Annotated in this window: 12 protein-coding genes; 11 read left to right on the top strand and 1 reads right to left on the bottom strand. The window is 56.8% G+C overall.

Going from position 1 to position 14,440, the window contains the following annotated elements:
- Positions 1 to 137: 137 nt before the first annotated feature.
- Positions 138 to 1,016, bottom strand: a complete 879-nt coding sequence (locus H8K03_08170; GenBank protein UVT21856.1) for an IS1595 family transposase — start codon at positions 1,014 to 1,016, stop codon at positions 138 to 140.
- Positions 1,017 to 1,186: 170 nt separating this feature from the next.
- Between H8K03_08170 and rsmH the strand changes: the two genes are divergently transcribed.
- The 11 genes from rsmH to murB all read left to right on the top strand — a co-directional run bounded on the left by rsmH (position 1,187) and on the right by murB (position 14,437).
- The gene (gene rsmH / locus H8K03_08165; protein ID UVT22416.1) at positions 1,187 to 2,107 is read left to right on the top strand and encodes a 16S rRNA (cytosine(1402)-N(4))-methyltransferase RsmH; all 921 of its coding nucleotides are present in this window, start codon (positions 1,187 to 1,189) and stop codon (positions 2,105 to 2,107) included.
- Complete coding sequence (gene ftsL, locus H8K03_08160; GenBank protein ID UVT21855.1) at positions 2,104 to 2,436, top strand: cell division protein FtsL; 333 nt, start codon at positions 2,104 to 2,106, stop codon at positions 2,434 to 2,436. Before rsmH ends, ftsL begins: the two co-directional genes overlap by 4 nt.
- Complete coding sequence (locus H8K03_08155) at positions 2,436 to 4,154, top strand: penicillin-binding protein 2 (protein UVT21854.1); 1,719 nt, start codon at positions 2,436 to 2,438, stop codon at positions 4,152 to 4,154. The genes ftsL and H8K03_08155 overlap by 1 nt, the downstream gene beginning before the upstream one ends.
- 18 nt (positions 4,155 to 4,172) lie before the next feature.
- On the top strand, positions 4,173 to 5,675 hold the full coding sequence (locus H8K03_08150) for a UDP-N-acetylmuramoyl-L-alanyl-D-glutamate--2,6-diaminopimelate ligase (protein ID UVT21853.1): 1,503 nt from the start codon (positions 4,173 to 4,175) through the stop codon (positions 5,673 to 5,675).
- A gap of 22 nt (positions 5,676 to 5,697) precedes the next feature.
- Positions 5,698 to 7,164 (top strand): UDP-N-acetylmuramoyl-tripeptide--D-alanyl-D-alanine ligase, encoded by a 1,467-nt coding sequence (locus tag H8K03_08145; protein UVT21852.1) that lies wholly within the window; start codon positions 5,698 to 5,700, stop codon positions 7,162 to 7,164.
- 14 nt (positions 7,165 to 7,178) lie between these two features.
- The gene (locus H8K03_08140; protein ID UVT21851.1) at positions 7,179 to 8,255 is read left to right on the top strand and encodes a phospho-N-acetylmuramoyl-pentapeptide-transferase; all 1,077 of its coding nucleotides are present in this window, start codon (positions 7,179 to 7,181) and stop codon (positions 8,253 to 8,255) included.
- Between the two features lie 5 nt (positions 8,256 to 8,260).
- Positions 8,261 to 9,670 (top strand): UDP-N-acetylmuramoyl-L-alanine--D-glutamate ligase, encoded by a 1,410-nt coding sequence (gene murD / locus H8K03_08135; protein UVT21850.1) that lies wholly within the window; start codon positions 8,261 to 8,263, stop codon positions 9,668 to 9,670.
- Between the two features lie 36 nt (positions 9,671 to 9,706).
- Positions 9,707 to 10,912, top strand: a complete 1,206-nt coding sequence (gene ftsW, locus H8K03_08130) for a putative lipid II flippase FtsW (protein ID UVT21849.1) — start codon at positions 9,707 to 9,709, stop codon at positions 10,910 to 10,912.
- Positions 10,909 to 12,033: an undecaprenyldiphospho-muramoylpentapeptide beta-N-acetylglucosaminyltransferase gene (gene murG / locus H8K03_08125; GenBank protein UVT21848.1), complete on the top strand. Its 1,125-nt coding sequence runs from the start codon at positions 10,909 to 10,911 to the stop codon at positions 12,031 to 12,033. Before ftsW ends, murG begins: the two co-directional genes overlap by 4 nt.
- 61 nt (positions 12,034 to 12,094) lie before the next feature.
- Complete coding sequence (locus tag H8K03_08120; protein UVT22415.1) at positions 12,095 to 13,486, top strand: UDP-N-acetylmuramate--L-alanine ligase; 1,392 nt, start codon at positions 12,095 to 12,097, stop codon at positions 13,484 to 13,486.
- 9 nt (positions 13,487 to 13,495) lie between these two features.
- A complete protein-coding gene (gene murB, locus H8K03_08115) occupies positions 13,496 to 14,437 on the top strand; it encodes a UDP-N-acetylmuramate dehydrogenase (protein UVT21847.1) in 942 nt (313 codons plus the stop codon).
- The last annotated feature ends 3 nt before the right edge of the window (positions 14,438 to 14,440 follow it).

The following is a 14,440-nucleotide window of genomic DNA, read 5'->3' as shown; positions in this document are numbered from 1 at the left end:
GCTCTCTCTGCATCCCATGACCTTTGAGCAGGCTCTTAAGCTCGCCGTTTCCGTACCGCTGCCTGCGAAGCGAGTCACCAAGAAAGGTTTGAAGCCCAAGTCTTCATCGAAGTCTTCACGGAAGGCCTCTTAACGAGTCATTTGTACATCAGGCGCTTACCTTCAGCGCCTTTCAAGGCCATCATCGCACGGGTCGCATCATCCTCAGTTCTCGCGTTGTAGCGGAAATCAAACTCGGCCAAGTATCGATGCAGGTGATGCTTCGACACGTGATGATAAGTCCCGTTCAATCCTCGCTTTAGTAAGCTGAAATAGCCTTCAATAGTATTTGTCGTAACCTCTCCGCGCACATAATGCCCACGCGAGTGGTTAACTGTCTCATGGCTGGCAAATTCTTTCTTAAGCCCACGATAGCCGTGATACTCATCGGTCATCATCCGTGTTTCAGGTGTTACATTCTCTCGGATAATCTCTCTCAGATTCTTGCTCGTCACACGATGTACCACGAATGAGCGAACATGGCCTTGTCGCTGTACAAGCGCAAAGACAGCGGTTTTCTTAGATCGGCCCGTTGCACGCTTCTCTTTGCCACCAATGTACGTTTCATCGGCTTCGACAATGCCGCCCAGCTTTCCTGAGAACGGCGAATGAGTCATCATATAGCGGATACGATGCTCCATGAACCATGCGCTCTTGTACGTCACCTTAAGCATTCTGTGGAGTTGATGGGCGCTCATGCCTTTCTTGCTTGAGCAGACCAACTGCATCGCCATAAACCACTTGGTGAGTGGGATATGTGAATCCTCAAAGATTGTTCCGACTGTCGCTGAGAATTGCTTGCGGCATTTGCCACACTTCAGGACGGTCCGCTTCACATTTGCGACGTTCAATTTGTAGACTTTTTCAGCGCCACAATGCACACACTTTGGACCTTCCGGCCAGCGCAGTTTCGCCAGGTAATCATAGGCCGCTTTTTCATCGCTGAGATGTTTGCCGACCAATAGATTTTCACTCATTTTCTGACCCCTTTCGTGTGATGAGTGATACTCTACTAAATCACTTTGGGTTTGTCAACGATATAATCATGTGAGAACTCTCTAAGTTACTGAAAATACTGTTGACAACCACAAAGGCGAGAGTATACTTCGCTAGGTGTGGGCGAAAGTGGTAATGAGTGGGTGAAAGTATTGTTAATGAATTCGTGCATGTTCCAGTACTTAGTCAGGAAGTTCTTTATTGGCTCGTTTCGCATCAGCCAATGACGATTCTTGATTGTACGGTGGGATATGGTGGGCATGCAGAATTGCTTCTGGAATCAAGTGCGGCCGGAACACGAGTCATAGGACTAGATAGAGATTCCCAGGCGATTGATTTCTGTCGGCAGCGGTTGATTCGATTTGGTGAACGCATCGTGTTGCGCCAAGGACACTATCGAGACTTGAAGCGGCATCTTGTCGAAGCCGGTGTCTCTACGGTGGACGGTGTGCTCTTCGATTTCGGTGTCTCGTCTCCGCAGCTGAACGATGCTTCGCGAGGGTTCAGCTTTCAGCGAGAAGGCCCGCTCGATATGCGCATGGATCAAACGACAGGTCAAACCGCCGCCGACTTGGTGAATGGCACTCCGGAACACGAACTCGCCGACATCATTTTTCAGTATGGAGAAGAGCGATATGCGCGGCGCATTGCTCGAGCGATCGTACAAGAAAGACAGCGCCGCTTCATCGAGACTACAGAGACGCTCGTGTCCGTCATCGCTCGATCGGTGCCGGCTTCTTATCGTCATGGACGGATCCATTGTGCGACACGGACGTTTCAGGCCCTTCGCATCGCGGTGAATCAAGAACTGGAGAGCTTGGAGCCGTCGCTGCGAGATGCGGCAGAAGTCCTGTCGACCGGCGGGAGAATCTGCGCGATCTCTTTTCACTCTCTCGAAGACCGTATTGTCAAACATACGTTCCGGTCTCTCGCCCAAGGGACCGAAGCCAGGCTTTCAGTGCTCACGAAGAAACCGATCCTTCCCTCCGCAGAAGAGTGTGCAGCGAATCCACGGTCGCGAAGCGCCAAGTTGCGAGTCGCGGAACATCAACCGAAGTCGAGGCTTTCATGAAGACTCTCACCATTCTCATAGGGCTTTGTCTGGTATTTGTGTTTGTGTGGGAGCGCGTGGATATGGTTCGGGTCGGTTATCACATCGAACGGTTGAAGCGTGACAAGACGGTGTTGGAGCGTCAGCGGGACGAGCTCCGCGTCAAGGTTTCGGCATTGAGTGCGTCCGACCGGATTGCGAAGGTGGCGACAGAAAAACTGGGTATGAGTCTGCCCCAGCAGGGTCAGGTTATCGTGGTTCAAACCAAGCCGAGCGGTGTCCAGCCCACAGACGTTGTGCCGACCGAAGTGAAAGTCGCTAGAAATGATCTTCCCAGTGGGAGGTACTAGTGTCCGGTTCTTTCTCTCGTGGCCGTCGATACGTGTTGCTGCTGGTGTTGCTCGGTGGGTTTGGAGTGGTTCTGTTCCGGCTGGTCACTTTGCAAGTTTTGCAGGCGGCTGAACTCTCCGTCAAAGCGGACCGACAGCATCAGAAAACAGTCTCGCTTGAAGGGGCGCGCGGCACCATTGTCGACCGGCACGGCAAGATTCTCGCCATGAACGTAGAGGTGCCGTCCGTGTTCGGAGTCCCCACGACGCTGGAAAGTCCCGCCAGGACTGCTCGGCAGCTGTCGCCTGTTCTTCATGTGCGGATTGATGAGTTGGAGAGAAAGCTTCGACAGGACCGGAGTTTCGTATGGTTGGCTCGAAAACTGGACCCTGAGCAGGGGCGCCGACTTGATCGCTTGTCGCTTGACGGAGTCGGGGTTGTGATGGAAGGGCGGCGATTCTACCCCAAAGGACCACTCCTCGCGCATGTGTTGGGTTTTGCGGGTATGGACGGCGAAGGATTGGAAGGCGTGGAGCGTCGCTACGAATCATCCCTGCACGGCGAGAAGCGCATGATGGTGCTGCAGCGTGATGCCTTCGGACGTACGGTATTCCCCAAGGGTTTGATGGAGCGGACTCCCACGTCGGGTCATAGTCTCACGCTCACGATCGATGAGGTGATTCAGTATATTGCGGAAAGGGAGCTGGAAGATGCCGTCTCCCGCGCCCAGGCAAAATCGGGTGTGATGATTGTGCTTGATCCGAAGACGGGAGCGCTGCTGGCTATGGCGATCAGCCCGCGATTCGATCCGAATGTCGTTTCTGCTTTGAGTCCTGATCGCTGGCGAAACAAGGCCCTCACCGATGCGTATGAACCAGGGTCAACCATGAAGGCCATGATGGCTGCGGCCGCCATTGAGGAGCGGGTGGTGAAGCCGAATACGATGGTGTTTGGAGAGCACGGGCACATGACTGTCGCGAACACCGTGATTCATGATCATGAAAAGCTGGGGTGGATCTCCTTTGCCGAGGTTATTCAGAAGTCCAGTAACATCGGAGCCGCGAAGACCGGCATGGCGTTGGGAGAACAGCGGCTGTATCGCTATCTTCAAGCATTCGGATTCGGGCAGCGAACGGAGATTGATCTTCCCGGAGAAGGGGCGGGGTTGGTCAAGAATCCGAAAGACTGGGGCCGCCGCTCCGTCGCGTCTATTTCAATGGGGCAGGAGATCGGTGTCACGCCGATTCAAATGGTATCCGCTGTCGGCGCTCTTGCAAACGGCGGTGTGCTGATGAAGCCCTACGTGGTTTCAGAAATCCGAGACGCTGAGGGTCATATCATTAAACAGGTGCCTCCTCAGGTGAAGCGACGCGTGATTTCTCCGGAAACCGCCCATAGCGTGACGAAGATTCTTGAAGGCGTCGTCACGGACGGCACCGGGGTGAAGGCGGCCATTCCTGGATTCAGGGTCGCTGGGAAAACCGGAACGGCTCAAAAGATCGATCCTCGGACAGGAACCTATTCGAACTCTCGATTCGTGTCTTCATTCGCGGGATATGTCCCGGCAGACAGCCCGCGGCTTGCCATGATTGTGGTCATCGACGAACCTCAGGGTGAAGCCTGGGGCGGGACAGTGGCTGCTCCGATATTCAGTCGTGTCGGCGAGCAGGTGTTAGGTTACTTGGGCGTGTCCTCGAATGAGCCGGTCACGTTGGCGATGGCTCCACGGAAATCGTGATCGTACTTGGAAATGCCGATGACCTTTGCAACCATGCTTCAAGCGCTTGAAGGACATGTGAGGATTCTTGAACAGCACGGAGATCTCGGCGTGTCGATAAGCGCCATCACCGATGATTCTCGAGCCGTCTCGGCCGGAAGCCTCTTTGTCGCCGTGAAAGGAGAACGGGTCGATGGGCACCACTTCATTCCGGCGGCAATGAGGGGGGGGATGGCAGCGCTGGTTACGCAGCAGCCGGCGTGTGAGGTTTCCGTTCCGTTCGTACAGGTTGAGGATTCCCGGAAGGCGCTCGGGCTTCTGGGGAGCCGGTTCTATGGAGAGCCATCCTCGCAGATTCGGATGATCGGTGTCACGGGGACGAACGGTAAGACCACCACGACGTATGTCTGCAAAGCCCTGTTGGAAGCGTTGGGCCGCCAAGTGGGATTGATAGGAACTGTTGCGTATCAGATCGGCGGGAATACGATACCGGCAGCGCACACGACTCCCGGTGCCCTCGAATTACAGCAGCTGCTCGACAAGATGGTGGCTGCCGGGTGTGCCACCGCCGTGATGGAAGTATCTTCTCATGCCTTGGCGCAGGATCGCACGAGTGGATGCGAATACGACGTGGCCGTTTTTTCGAATCTGACGCAGGATCATCTCGATTTTCACAAGACGATGGAGGAGTACTTTCAGGCAAAGTTGCGACTCTTTACCGGATTGACCGGAGGACACAAGGCGAATAAGCGGGCCATCGTCAACGCGGATGACTCCTATGGGAACCGTATTGCCGAGCAGTGCCCTGCCCCGGTTTGGACCTATGCGTTAAAGAACAAAGCGGATTTGCGTGCCGAAGCGGTACGGTTGTCGCTTCAGGGGACATCCTTTACCGCTGCGACTCCGGTCGGAAACTTTCCCGTGGAGAGTCATCTTGTGGGTGAGCATAACGTCTACAACTTACTGGCTGCTATCGGAGTGGCGCTTCACGAAGGGGCGACACCCGATCAAATCCGTCAGGCTGTGGATAGGGTGATCAATGTGCCGGGACGGTTTGAACGTGTCATGGCGGGGCAGCCGTTTACAGTCGTCGTGGATTATGCCCATACCGAAGACGCTCTCGTCCGGCTGCTGACGGCCGCACAAGTGCTGAAGACCGGACGCATTATCACGGTGTTTGGGTGCGGTGGAGATCGCGATCGGGGGAAGAGGCCGAAGATGGGAGCAGCGGCAGTGGGCTACAGTGATGTCGTGATTCTCACTTCGGACAATCCTCGGACCGAGGATCCCCACGCCATTCTCGAACAAGTAGAGGTCGGAGTAATCGACGCACTGCGACAACGGTCACACGTCCAATATCGAAAAGTAGCTGATCGACGGGAGGCCATTAAGGAAGCTGTGCGGGAAGCCCGCGCAGGAGATATGGTGTTGATCGCCGGCAAAGGGCACGAGGATTACCAGATCATCGGCACACAGAAGTTTCATTTCGACGATCGCGAAGTCGCGCGCGACGCGATCGAACGACTCGGCGTCCGCGTCTAGCTCAAGGTATAGGAACCGGTCGGTGCAGGGAAGCATCCAGATGGCGCTGTTTACCGTCGAAGAATTGCGGGAAGTGATCAGCGATCGAGTCTTGGCCGGCGGAGGAGCCGGGTGGACGAAGCAGCGCATACGCCGCATCAGCCTCGATACTCGGTCTCTCCAGCCGGGCGATCTCTTTCTGGCGATACGAGGAGATCGATTTGACGGACACAACTTCGTAGCGACGGCGCTGTCGCGCGGAGCGGCCGGCGCCATCGTGCTCGATTCCTACGATGTTTCGAGGCTTGCCCTCAAGCCAGGCTCGAAACGCACGGCACCGTTTATTCTGGGTGTGCGCGATCCGCTCTTTGCCTACCAGCAGTTGGCCGCCTACCACCGGAGCCGATTTCAGATTCCTGTCGTCGCGGTCACAGGAAGTAACGGCAAGACGACGACGAAGGAAATGGTCGCGAGCGTCATGGCGCATCACTGGAAAATCCTCAAGACCGAGGGGAACCTGAACAACCGGTTGGGAGTTCCGCAGACCTTGCTTCGCCTCAATGATCGGCACAAAGGGGCCGTCATCGAGATGGGGGTCGATAACCTCGGTCAGACGACCAGGCTCTGCGAAATCGTTCGGCCCACGATCGGGATTATTACGAATATCGGTCCCGACCATCTCGAGTTTTTCGGGAGTATGGACGCATCCGCTCAAGCGAAAGGGGAGTTGCTCGATCTGCTCCCGGCCGACGGGACGGCGATTCTCAACGCCGATGATGCGTACTTTGATTATCTTGCCGCGAGAGCTCGATGTCGGGTGGTGTCGTTTGGGTTTTCATCGAAGGCCGACGTCCGTGCGATGGATGTGAAATCCGACGGGCGCAACGGGACGATCTTTCGTCTTCTGCTCCCAGGAAAGGTACGGCATACGATCGTTCATATTCGAGTCCAAGGGGAGCACAACGTCACCAATGCTCTGGCCGCAGGAGCGGTCGGATCAGTTTTGGGTCTTCCTGGAGCGGTCATCGCTCAGGGACTCTCCCATTTTCGACCCGCTGCCATGCGGTCGCAGGTGTTGGTCAATCGCGGCGTGAAGCTGATCATCGACTGTTACAATGCCAACCCAGCCTCCATGAAAGCGGCAGTGCAGCTGCTCGCGCAAGCTGGAACGAACCGAAAAAAGATCGCAGTTTTGGGAGACATGCTGGAACTCGGTCCGAACGCCGTTCAGATGCACGAAGAGGTCGGCGGATTTGTGGCGCGTCATGGGGTCGATCAACTTGTGGCTTGCGGCGCGTTAGGCCGAAGCATTGCTAAAGGGGCACGGCAGGCGGGGCTTGATCACACTCACATTTTCGAAGCGCGGGATGCACGAACTGCTGCCGCTGCTGTGAAAGCCATCGTCAAAGCAGGAGATGTCGTGCTGATCAAGGCGTCTCGCGGGATGAGGTTAGAACTCGTGGCGGACGCACTCCAGGGAATCAAACGCTCGGCAAAGAAGGCTTCGTAAGAATCGTCCATACTATGCTGTATATCTGGCTCTATCCGCTCCACACCGAATTTTCCTTTCTGAATGTGTTTCGCTACCTGAGCTTTCGCATCATCTATGCCGCAGTGACTGCATTTCTGATCGCATTTATTCTCGCGCCCTGGGTGATCCGAAAGCTCCAAGAGATCAAGCTGGGTCAACAAATACGCGACGATGGACCGAAACGGCATTTGGCCAAGAGCGGGACACCCACGATGGGGGGAATCCTCATCATCTTTGCCGTGACTCTGTCGACGTTGCTCTGGGCCGATATCTCGCGACCCCACATCTGGCTGGTTCTTGTGGCGACGTTGGGGTTCTGTGCCATCGGTTTTGCGGATGACTACCTCAAATTCATCAAAGCCCAGTCGAAGGGACTGTCGGCGGCGCAAAAGTTTACGGCACAGATAGCGGTTGCGCTCGTCGTCGCGCTGATTCTGTATTCATTGCCCGGTTATAACACCAAGCTCAGCGTGCCGTTTTTCAAGAATTTCATGCCGGATTTGGGATGGTTTTACGTGGTCTTTGCCATCCTGGTGATCGTCGGCAGTTCCAATGCCGTCAATCTTACGGACGGTCTCGATGGACTGGCCGTTGGGCCGGTCATGATCGCGGCATTGGCATACACTGTCGTGGCCTATGTCACCGGCCATCGATTGATGTCGGAGTATCTCCTGATTCCTCACATCGAGGGGGCGGGAGAATTGGCGGTTTTTACGGCAGCCATGTTGGGCTCAAGCCTGGGGTTCCTCTGGTTCAATACCTACCCGGCCTCGGTGTTTATGGGCGATGTCGGGTCGCTTCCGCTTGGAGCGGCCCTTGGAACGGTCGCCGTGATCAGCAAGCATGAATTGTTGTTGCTGATGGTCGGCGGTGTCTTCGTGATCGAAGCCGTGTCGGTGATTTTTCAAGTGGCCTCGTTCAAATCCCGGGGGAAGCGGATCTTTCTCATGGCGCCGATTCACCACCACTTTGAGATGAAAGGTTGGGAAGAGCCCAAAGTCGTCGTACGTCTGTGGATCATCGCCATTCTTCTGGCGTTGCTGAGCCTGAGCACACTCAAGTTGAGGTGATGAGGATGGTGGGGACGGACACCATGCAACTGGCAGGAGCACACGTGACGGTTGTCGGACTTGCACGGAGCGGCCTCGCAGCCGCCCGCTTATTGCAGGAGGCCGGCGCGCTGGTCACGGTGGCTGACCGTAAGGAGAGAGGAGAGCTGCTCGGTCTGCTTGGATCATTGGACCAGGCGACGATCCGTTTCGTTCTGGGCAACAGCTATGAATCGGCGCTCGACACCGCCGAATTGGTGGTCATCAGCCCGGGAGTCCCCTATCGGATGGAGGCCCTTGAACGGGTACGTGGGCGAGGGGTGAAGGTCATCAGTGAGCTTGATCTTGGCTCGCGGTTTCTTTCCGCTCCGATCCTGGCGCTGACCGGTACAAACGGAAAGAGCACGACGGTCACGCTGATCGGGAAGATGTTGCAGGAGAGCGGAAAACGCGTCTTTGTCGGCGGGAACCTTGGGACGGCGTTCAGTGAAGCTGCCCTACAATCCTTGCAGGCCATAAAGCACGGCCGATCCTGCCCATACGACGCCTTAGTGGTGGAGGTGTCCAGTTTCCAGCTTGAAACGGTGGAGCAGTTCCATCCATGGATCGCCGGGATTCTCAATGTGACCGTGGACCATCAGGATCGTTATGGGTCGATCGACGAATATGTCGCCGCCAAGAACCGGATTTTCGAGAACCAAACTGCGTCGGATTACGCCCTCTTCAACCTGGACGATCCACGAGTCGCTCCATTACGGCGGAACGTGAGGGCTCGCACGCTGGGGTTCACGAGGACCCACTCGTTGCCTCACGAACTGGCCGGTGGGGCATATCTTGATCGCGATCGCATCATGATCACCATCGAGGGGCGGACTCAGGAAGTATGCGGACGGAGCGAGATCAAGATTATCGGCAATCACAACATCGAGAACGCGATGGTGGCCGCAACCTATGCCCTGCTGAGCGGATGTCCTCTCAGTATCATTCGTCAGGCGCTCAAGGACTTCCCCGGATTGGAGCACGCGTTGGAAGTCGTTCGGGAGCGACGAGGCGTACGGTTCATCAACGACTCCAAAGGAACCAACGTGGATGCCACGCTCAAGGCGTTAGAGAGCATCGATCAGCCGATCTGGCTCATCGCCGGTGGCCGCGACAAGGGGGGAGACTTCTCCCGGCTCGTTCCTGCAATCCGTCAGCGAGTGAAGCGACTGCTTCTGATCGGCGAGGCGGCTCCGCTGATTGCGAATGCGATGAAGGGGTATCAAGGGATCGAGCGAGCAAGCTCCTTGCGTGACGCCGTCGAATCGGCGGCATCGGGAGCGGACGCAGGTGACGTAGTGCTTCTATCACCGGCCTGCGCGAGTTTCGACATGTTTGCGGATTACCAAGATCGAGGGCGTCAGTTTAAGGCCCTCGTGGAATCCTTGCCGGCGTAAACCGACGACAAGGCAGAGGAGCGTTGACACCGCACGATGTCACAGAGATCTGCAGGGACCCTGGCATTGCCGTGGTCTACCGCTGCTCCGCAGGCGTCAAAGCGGGTCGGTATGGATCACCTCTTGCTGTTCGTGACGCTCATCCTGGCGTTTGTCGGCCTCGTGATGGTGTTCAGCGCGAGCGCGGTGGTGGCGGGCAATCGATTCCACGATTCCTGGTACTACCTCAAACGGCAACTCGCCTGGCTGGTGTTCGGGTTGATGCTGCTGCACGTGGCATCCCGTGTCGATTACATCTGGTGGAAACGGCTGTCTCTTCCGCTCCTGGGTCTCGTCACGGCGTTGCTGATCATCGTATTGATTCCATCGATCGGTGTCGCAGCGAAAGGAGCCCGGCGTTGGCTGAGGCTGGGGCCTATTTCGATTCAGCCGGCCGAAATGGTGAAATTGATCGGTGTGATCTATCTCGCAGCATATCTGGCAAGAAAGGAGGATCGGCTCCAATCCTTTTCGACAGGGTTGCTGCCGGCGCTTCTGGTGATCGGCGTTCTCAGCGGGCTGATCCTCTTGGAACCGGATATGGGGACGGTAGTGGTCCTGGGGCTTGTGACAGGCGGCCTCTTGTTCGTCGGCGGTGCGCGTCTGTCTCACCTCTCGACGTTGGCGCTCTGTGCCGTGCCGATCGGTTTGGTGCTTGTCCTGAGCTCCAGCTATCGGCGCCAGCGGCTCATGGCGTTCCTGGAACCGTGGAAAGATGCGTCGGATACGGGATTCCAAATTACCCAATCGTTCTTGGCATTTGGAAGCGGAGGACTGTTCGGTGTCGGGTTGGGAGAAAGCAAGCAGAAACTGTTCTTTCTCCCCGAAGCGCACACAGACTTTGTGTTGGCGCTTGTGGGCGAGGAACTGGGCTTTGCCGGGACGGGCATCATCATTCTTTTGTTCATACTGTTTGTCGTCCGCGGATTTCAGATCTCCACCCGGGCGCGTATCCCGTTCGGGCGCTACCTTGGGATCGGTATCACGACGCTTATCGGCACCCAGGCGTTGGTCAATGCCTGCGTGGTGACGGGGTTGTTGCCGACGAAGGGACTCACGTTGCCCTTCGTCAGTTATGGCGGTTCTTCGTTGGTCATGAGCCTGGCCGGTGTGGGGATCTTGCTGAACATCTCAAGGGATCGGCAGGCCGGACGAGAAGAGATGAGACCTCGGGGTGGGCGTGGTTGGTCGAATCGACGATGACGATCGTAATCGCCGCAGGGGGGACCGGCGGGCATCTCTATCCAGCCGTCGCGCTGGCGCGGGAGTTTTTACATCGGGATTCTTCCACAAAGATTCTCTTTGTCGGAACCGCGCGGGGAATTGAGACTCGGGTGCTCGCTCATGAGGGATTTGAATTGGCGCTGATCACGGCCAAGCCGGTGATGGGGAAGGGATTGCTGGATATCATTCGCGGTGTGTTGTCCGTCCCCATCGGGATCTGGCAGTCGTGTGAAATTCTGAGAAGTCGGCAGGCGAATCTCGTGATCGGTGTGGGAGGCTATACGAGTCCAAGCATGTTGGCAGCCGCTGTCTTGAAAAGGGTTCCTCGGGTGATTCTGGAGCCAAATGCGTATCCCGGCTTGGCCAACAAAGTCGTGGCTCCGTTTGCACAGCGGATCTTTTTGGCGTTTGAATCGGCCGGGACCTCCTTTGATTCTCAAAAAGTGCGTGTGGTTGGGACGCCGATCCGACAAGAGTTCCTGGCGCAATCAGACCTCCGTGATCAAGCAACCGAGCAGGCTAGCCGGCACTTGCTGATTTTCGGAGGAAGCCAAGGTGCGAGGGCCATCAATACCGCGGTGATGGAGGGCTTGACTCAATTGAAGAACCGTTTCCCCGGCCTCTCTATCACGCATCAAACCGGGGAAGGAGATTGTGAACGAGTCAGCGAGGCTTACCGAATCCAGGGGGTACAAGCCACGGTGGTCCCATTTCTTTATGACATGCCCGCTGTTCTGCGCACCGCCGATTTGGTGGTGGCTCGTGCGGGTGCGATGACCATCGCCGAACTGACCGCCTGTGGCAAGGCCGCGATTCTGATTCCGTTACCCACGGCGATTTATGATCACCAGATGAAGAATGCTCGGGCGATGGAAGCGGCTGGGGGAGCCATTGTGCTTCCTCAGGCGGAGCTGACCGGGATGAAATTGAGCGAGACGATCGGAGCCGTCCTATCGGACCCGCAACAGTTGGAGAGGATGCAACGCAAAAGTTTGGAGATGCGACGAATCGATGCCGGCAAAGTGATCGTCAGTGAATGTTACGCGCTGATGGGAGTGACACATGACATCAACCGATCTATTGGAGCGGCCGGAGGCTAGTGTTGTTGGGGCACAAGGCACCAGGACACAGAGTGTAACGAGACGACAACGGGTGAATCATATGACGCTTTTTCGTAAGACACAGCAGATTCATCTCGTCGGAATCGGGGGGGCCGGTATGAGCGGGATCGCGGAAGTCCTCCTGACGATGGGGTACAAAGTGACCGGCTCGGATCTGCACGTCTCTGAGACGACAAGGCGACTGGAAGAGCTCGGCGGAAAAGTTTTCATCGGTCATCAAGAATCGAACGTGGGGGAAGCGCAAGTCGTCGTCATTTCGTCCGCCGTGGCAGCGAGTAATCCCGAGGTGGTGGCCGCGAAGGCCAAGCAGATTCCAGTGATTCCACGGGCAGAGATGCTGGCGGAACTGATGCGCCTGAAGTTCGGAGTGGCCATCGCCGGCGCCCATGGTAAGACGACGACGACCTCGATGGTCGCGAACGTATTGGCGCAGGGCGGCCTCGACCCCACAATGGTGATCGGCGGCAAGGTCAACGCGTTGGGCAGCCATGCGCGGCTTGGACGAGGCGACTTGCTTGTGGCGGAAGCGGATGAAAGCGATGGATCGTTTCTTCGGCTGTCTCCGACGATCGTCGCCGTGACAAATCTGGACCGTGAGCACCTTGATCACTATGGCTCGATGGAGCGAATCAACGAGAGTTTCTTGGAGTTCATCAACAAGATCCCCTTTTATGGATTGGCGGTGTTGTGTGCCGATGACGATCATCTCCGCGGGCTGTTTCCCCGCATCGTGAAGCGCTATCACACCTACGGACTGTTCGATCGGGACGGGGTGGCGCCGGATTTCAAGGCAACGGACGTCAGCCTTAAGCAATGGGGCGCCGAGTTTCGTGCGTACTTCCGAGGGAAAAACCTCGGCCCTTTCCGGTTGACCGTCCCCGGCATTCATAACGTGTCGAATGCCCTTGTCGCAATCGCTATCGGCATGGAACTAGAGGTTCCGGTCGATCTGATCCGCAAAGGGCTGGCGGCCTTCACCGGCGTCGAACGGCGCTTTCATCTGCGCGGCGAAACCGGTGGGATCATGGTGGTCGACGATTATGGTCATCACCCCACGGAGGTGAAGGCGACCCTCGCCGCCGCCAAGCAGGGCTGGAACCGCCGATTGGTCGTTCTGTTCCAACCACATCGATACAGCCGGACACGGGATTGTATCGGAGAGTTCGCTCATGCCTTTGATCACGCCGATGCCTTGTTCTTGACCGACATTTATCCGGCGGGTGAACAACCGATTCCGGGAGTGTCCGGCGCGGCCCTTGCTGAAACGATCAAATCAGCGGGCCATCCATCGGTGACCTTTATCGAGCGGAAAGAAACGCTGCCGGATCAGGTGTTGCCTTACCTGAGGCCTGGTGATCTCGTCTTGACGTTGGGGGCGGGTGATATTTGGAAAGCGGGAACCGGAATTCTCTCCCGCCTTGAGTCCACGTGATGGCCCAAGATGTCCCAAAGTCTGCAACATGAGTCAAAGGCGCGACCGAGATATGCCGAACACAGATTACGGTCGGCGGTGGTCGGCCTGCGAGGGACGGTTCGCTTCAATGCACCCCTTAAGGACTACACATCGTTCCGCATCGGCGGCCCGGCCGACGTCTTGGTTCTGCCGGCCGACGTGGAGGATGTCGTCCGGCTTGCCAGGCAGGCGAATGAACAGAAGCTTCCGATCTTTGTGTTGGGCGGCACCAACCTCCTCGTTCGCGACAAAGGGATTCGAGGTGTGGTGGTCGGTTTGGAAAAGTTACGCGCCATCACAGAAGAACCAGGGTCTGTGTTGTACGCCGAGGGAGGTGTCGGAATGCCGACACTCATCGGTTATGCCATCCGCCGGTCTTTGGCGGGATTGGAGTGGGCTGCCGGTATACCGGGAAGTGTGGCGGGCTGTGTGGTCATGAATGCGGGAACGAGGCTTGGCGAAATGAAGGACTCGGTGAAAGCAGTCCGGATCATATCGCCGAACGGCACGCGCATCGATTGTGAGGCCAGAACGATCGAATTTGGGTATCGCCGGGCGACATTACCACCGGGCATCGTAGTCGGAGTCTGGCTTCAGCTGACGCCGGGGGTGCGGGCGGACATTGAAAAGGTGGTGAAGGATTATCTGCGCTATCGCCGCGATACCCAGCCGCTCACGCTGCCGAGCGCCGGCTGTGTATTCAAGAATCCGACGAACGATTCAGCGGGGCGAGTCGTCGAAGCGGCAGGGCTTAAGGGAGCGTCGGTCGGCGATGCATGTGTCTCGACGAAGCATGCCAACTTCATCGTGAACCAAGGCCACGCCAGCGCCGGTGATGTGCTGTCGCTCATCAGGAAGGTGCGCGCTCAAGTCGCTCGCAAGACCGGGGTCAAGTTGGAATTGGAGTTGAAACTGGTAGGGCAAGCTTAAAGA

It is taken from the genome of Nitrospira sp. (genome assembly GCA_024760545.1).
In the GTDB taxonomy this organism is placed as follows: domain Bacteria; phylum Nitrospirota; class Nitrospiria; order Nitrospirales; family Nitrospiraceae; genus Nitrospira_D.
This window is presented reverse-complemented; position numbering and strand designations above follow the sequence as displayed.

What these genes read in the sequence shown, in the direction of transcription:
- H8K03_08140 (UVT21851.1), top strand. Translation starts at nt 7,179, where the DNA reads ATGCTGTATATCTGGCTCTATCCGCTCCACACCGAATTTTCCTTTCTG.
- H8K03_08150 (UVT21853.1), top strand. Translation starts at nt 4,173, where the DNA reads ATGACCTTTGCAACCATGCTTCAAGCGCTTGAAGGACATGTGAGGATT.
- murG (UVT21848.1), top strand. Translation starts at nt 10,909, where the DNA reads ATGACGATCGTAATCGCCGCAGGGGGGACCGGCGGGCATCTCTATCCA.
- H8K03_08170 (UVT21856.1), bottom strand. Translation starts at nt 1,016, where the DNA reads ATGAGTGAAAATCTATTGGTCGGCAAACATCTCAGCGATGAAAAAGCG.
- H8K03_08120 (UVT22415.1), top strand. Translation starts at nt 12,095, where the DNA reads ATGACGCTTTTTCGTAAGACACAGCAGATTCATCTCGTCGGAATCGGG.
- ftsL (UVT21855.1), top strand. Translation starts at nt 2,104, where the DNA reads ATGAAGACTCTCACCATTCTCATAGGGCTTTGTCTGGTATTTGTGTTT.
- murB (UVT21847.1), top strand. Translation starts at nt 13,496, where the DNA reads ATGTCCCAAAGTCTGCAACATGAGTCAAAGGCGCGACCGAGATATGCC.
- murD (UVT21850.1), top strand. Translation starts at nt 8,261, where the DNA reads ATGGTGGGGACGGACACCATGCAACTGGCAGGAGCACACGTGACGGTT.
- ftsW (UVT21849.1), top strand. Translation starts at nt 9,707, where the DNA reads ATGTCACAGAGATCTGCAGGGACCCTGGCATTGCCGTGGTCTACCGCT.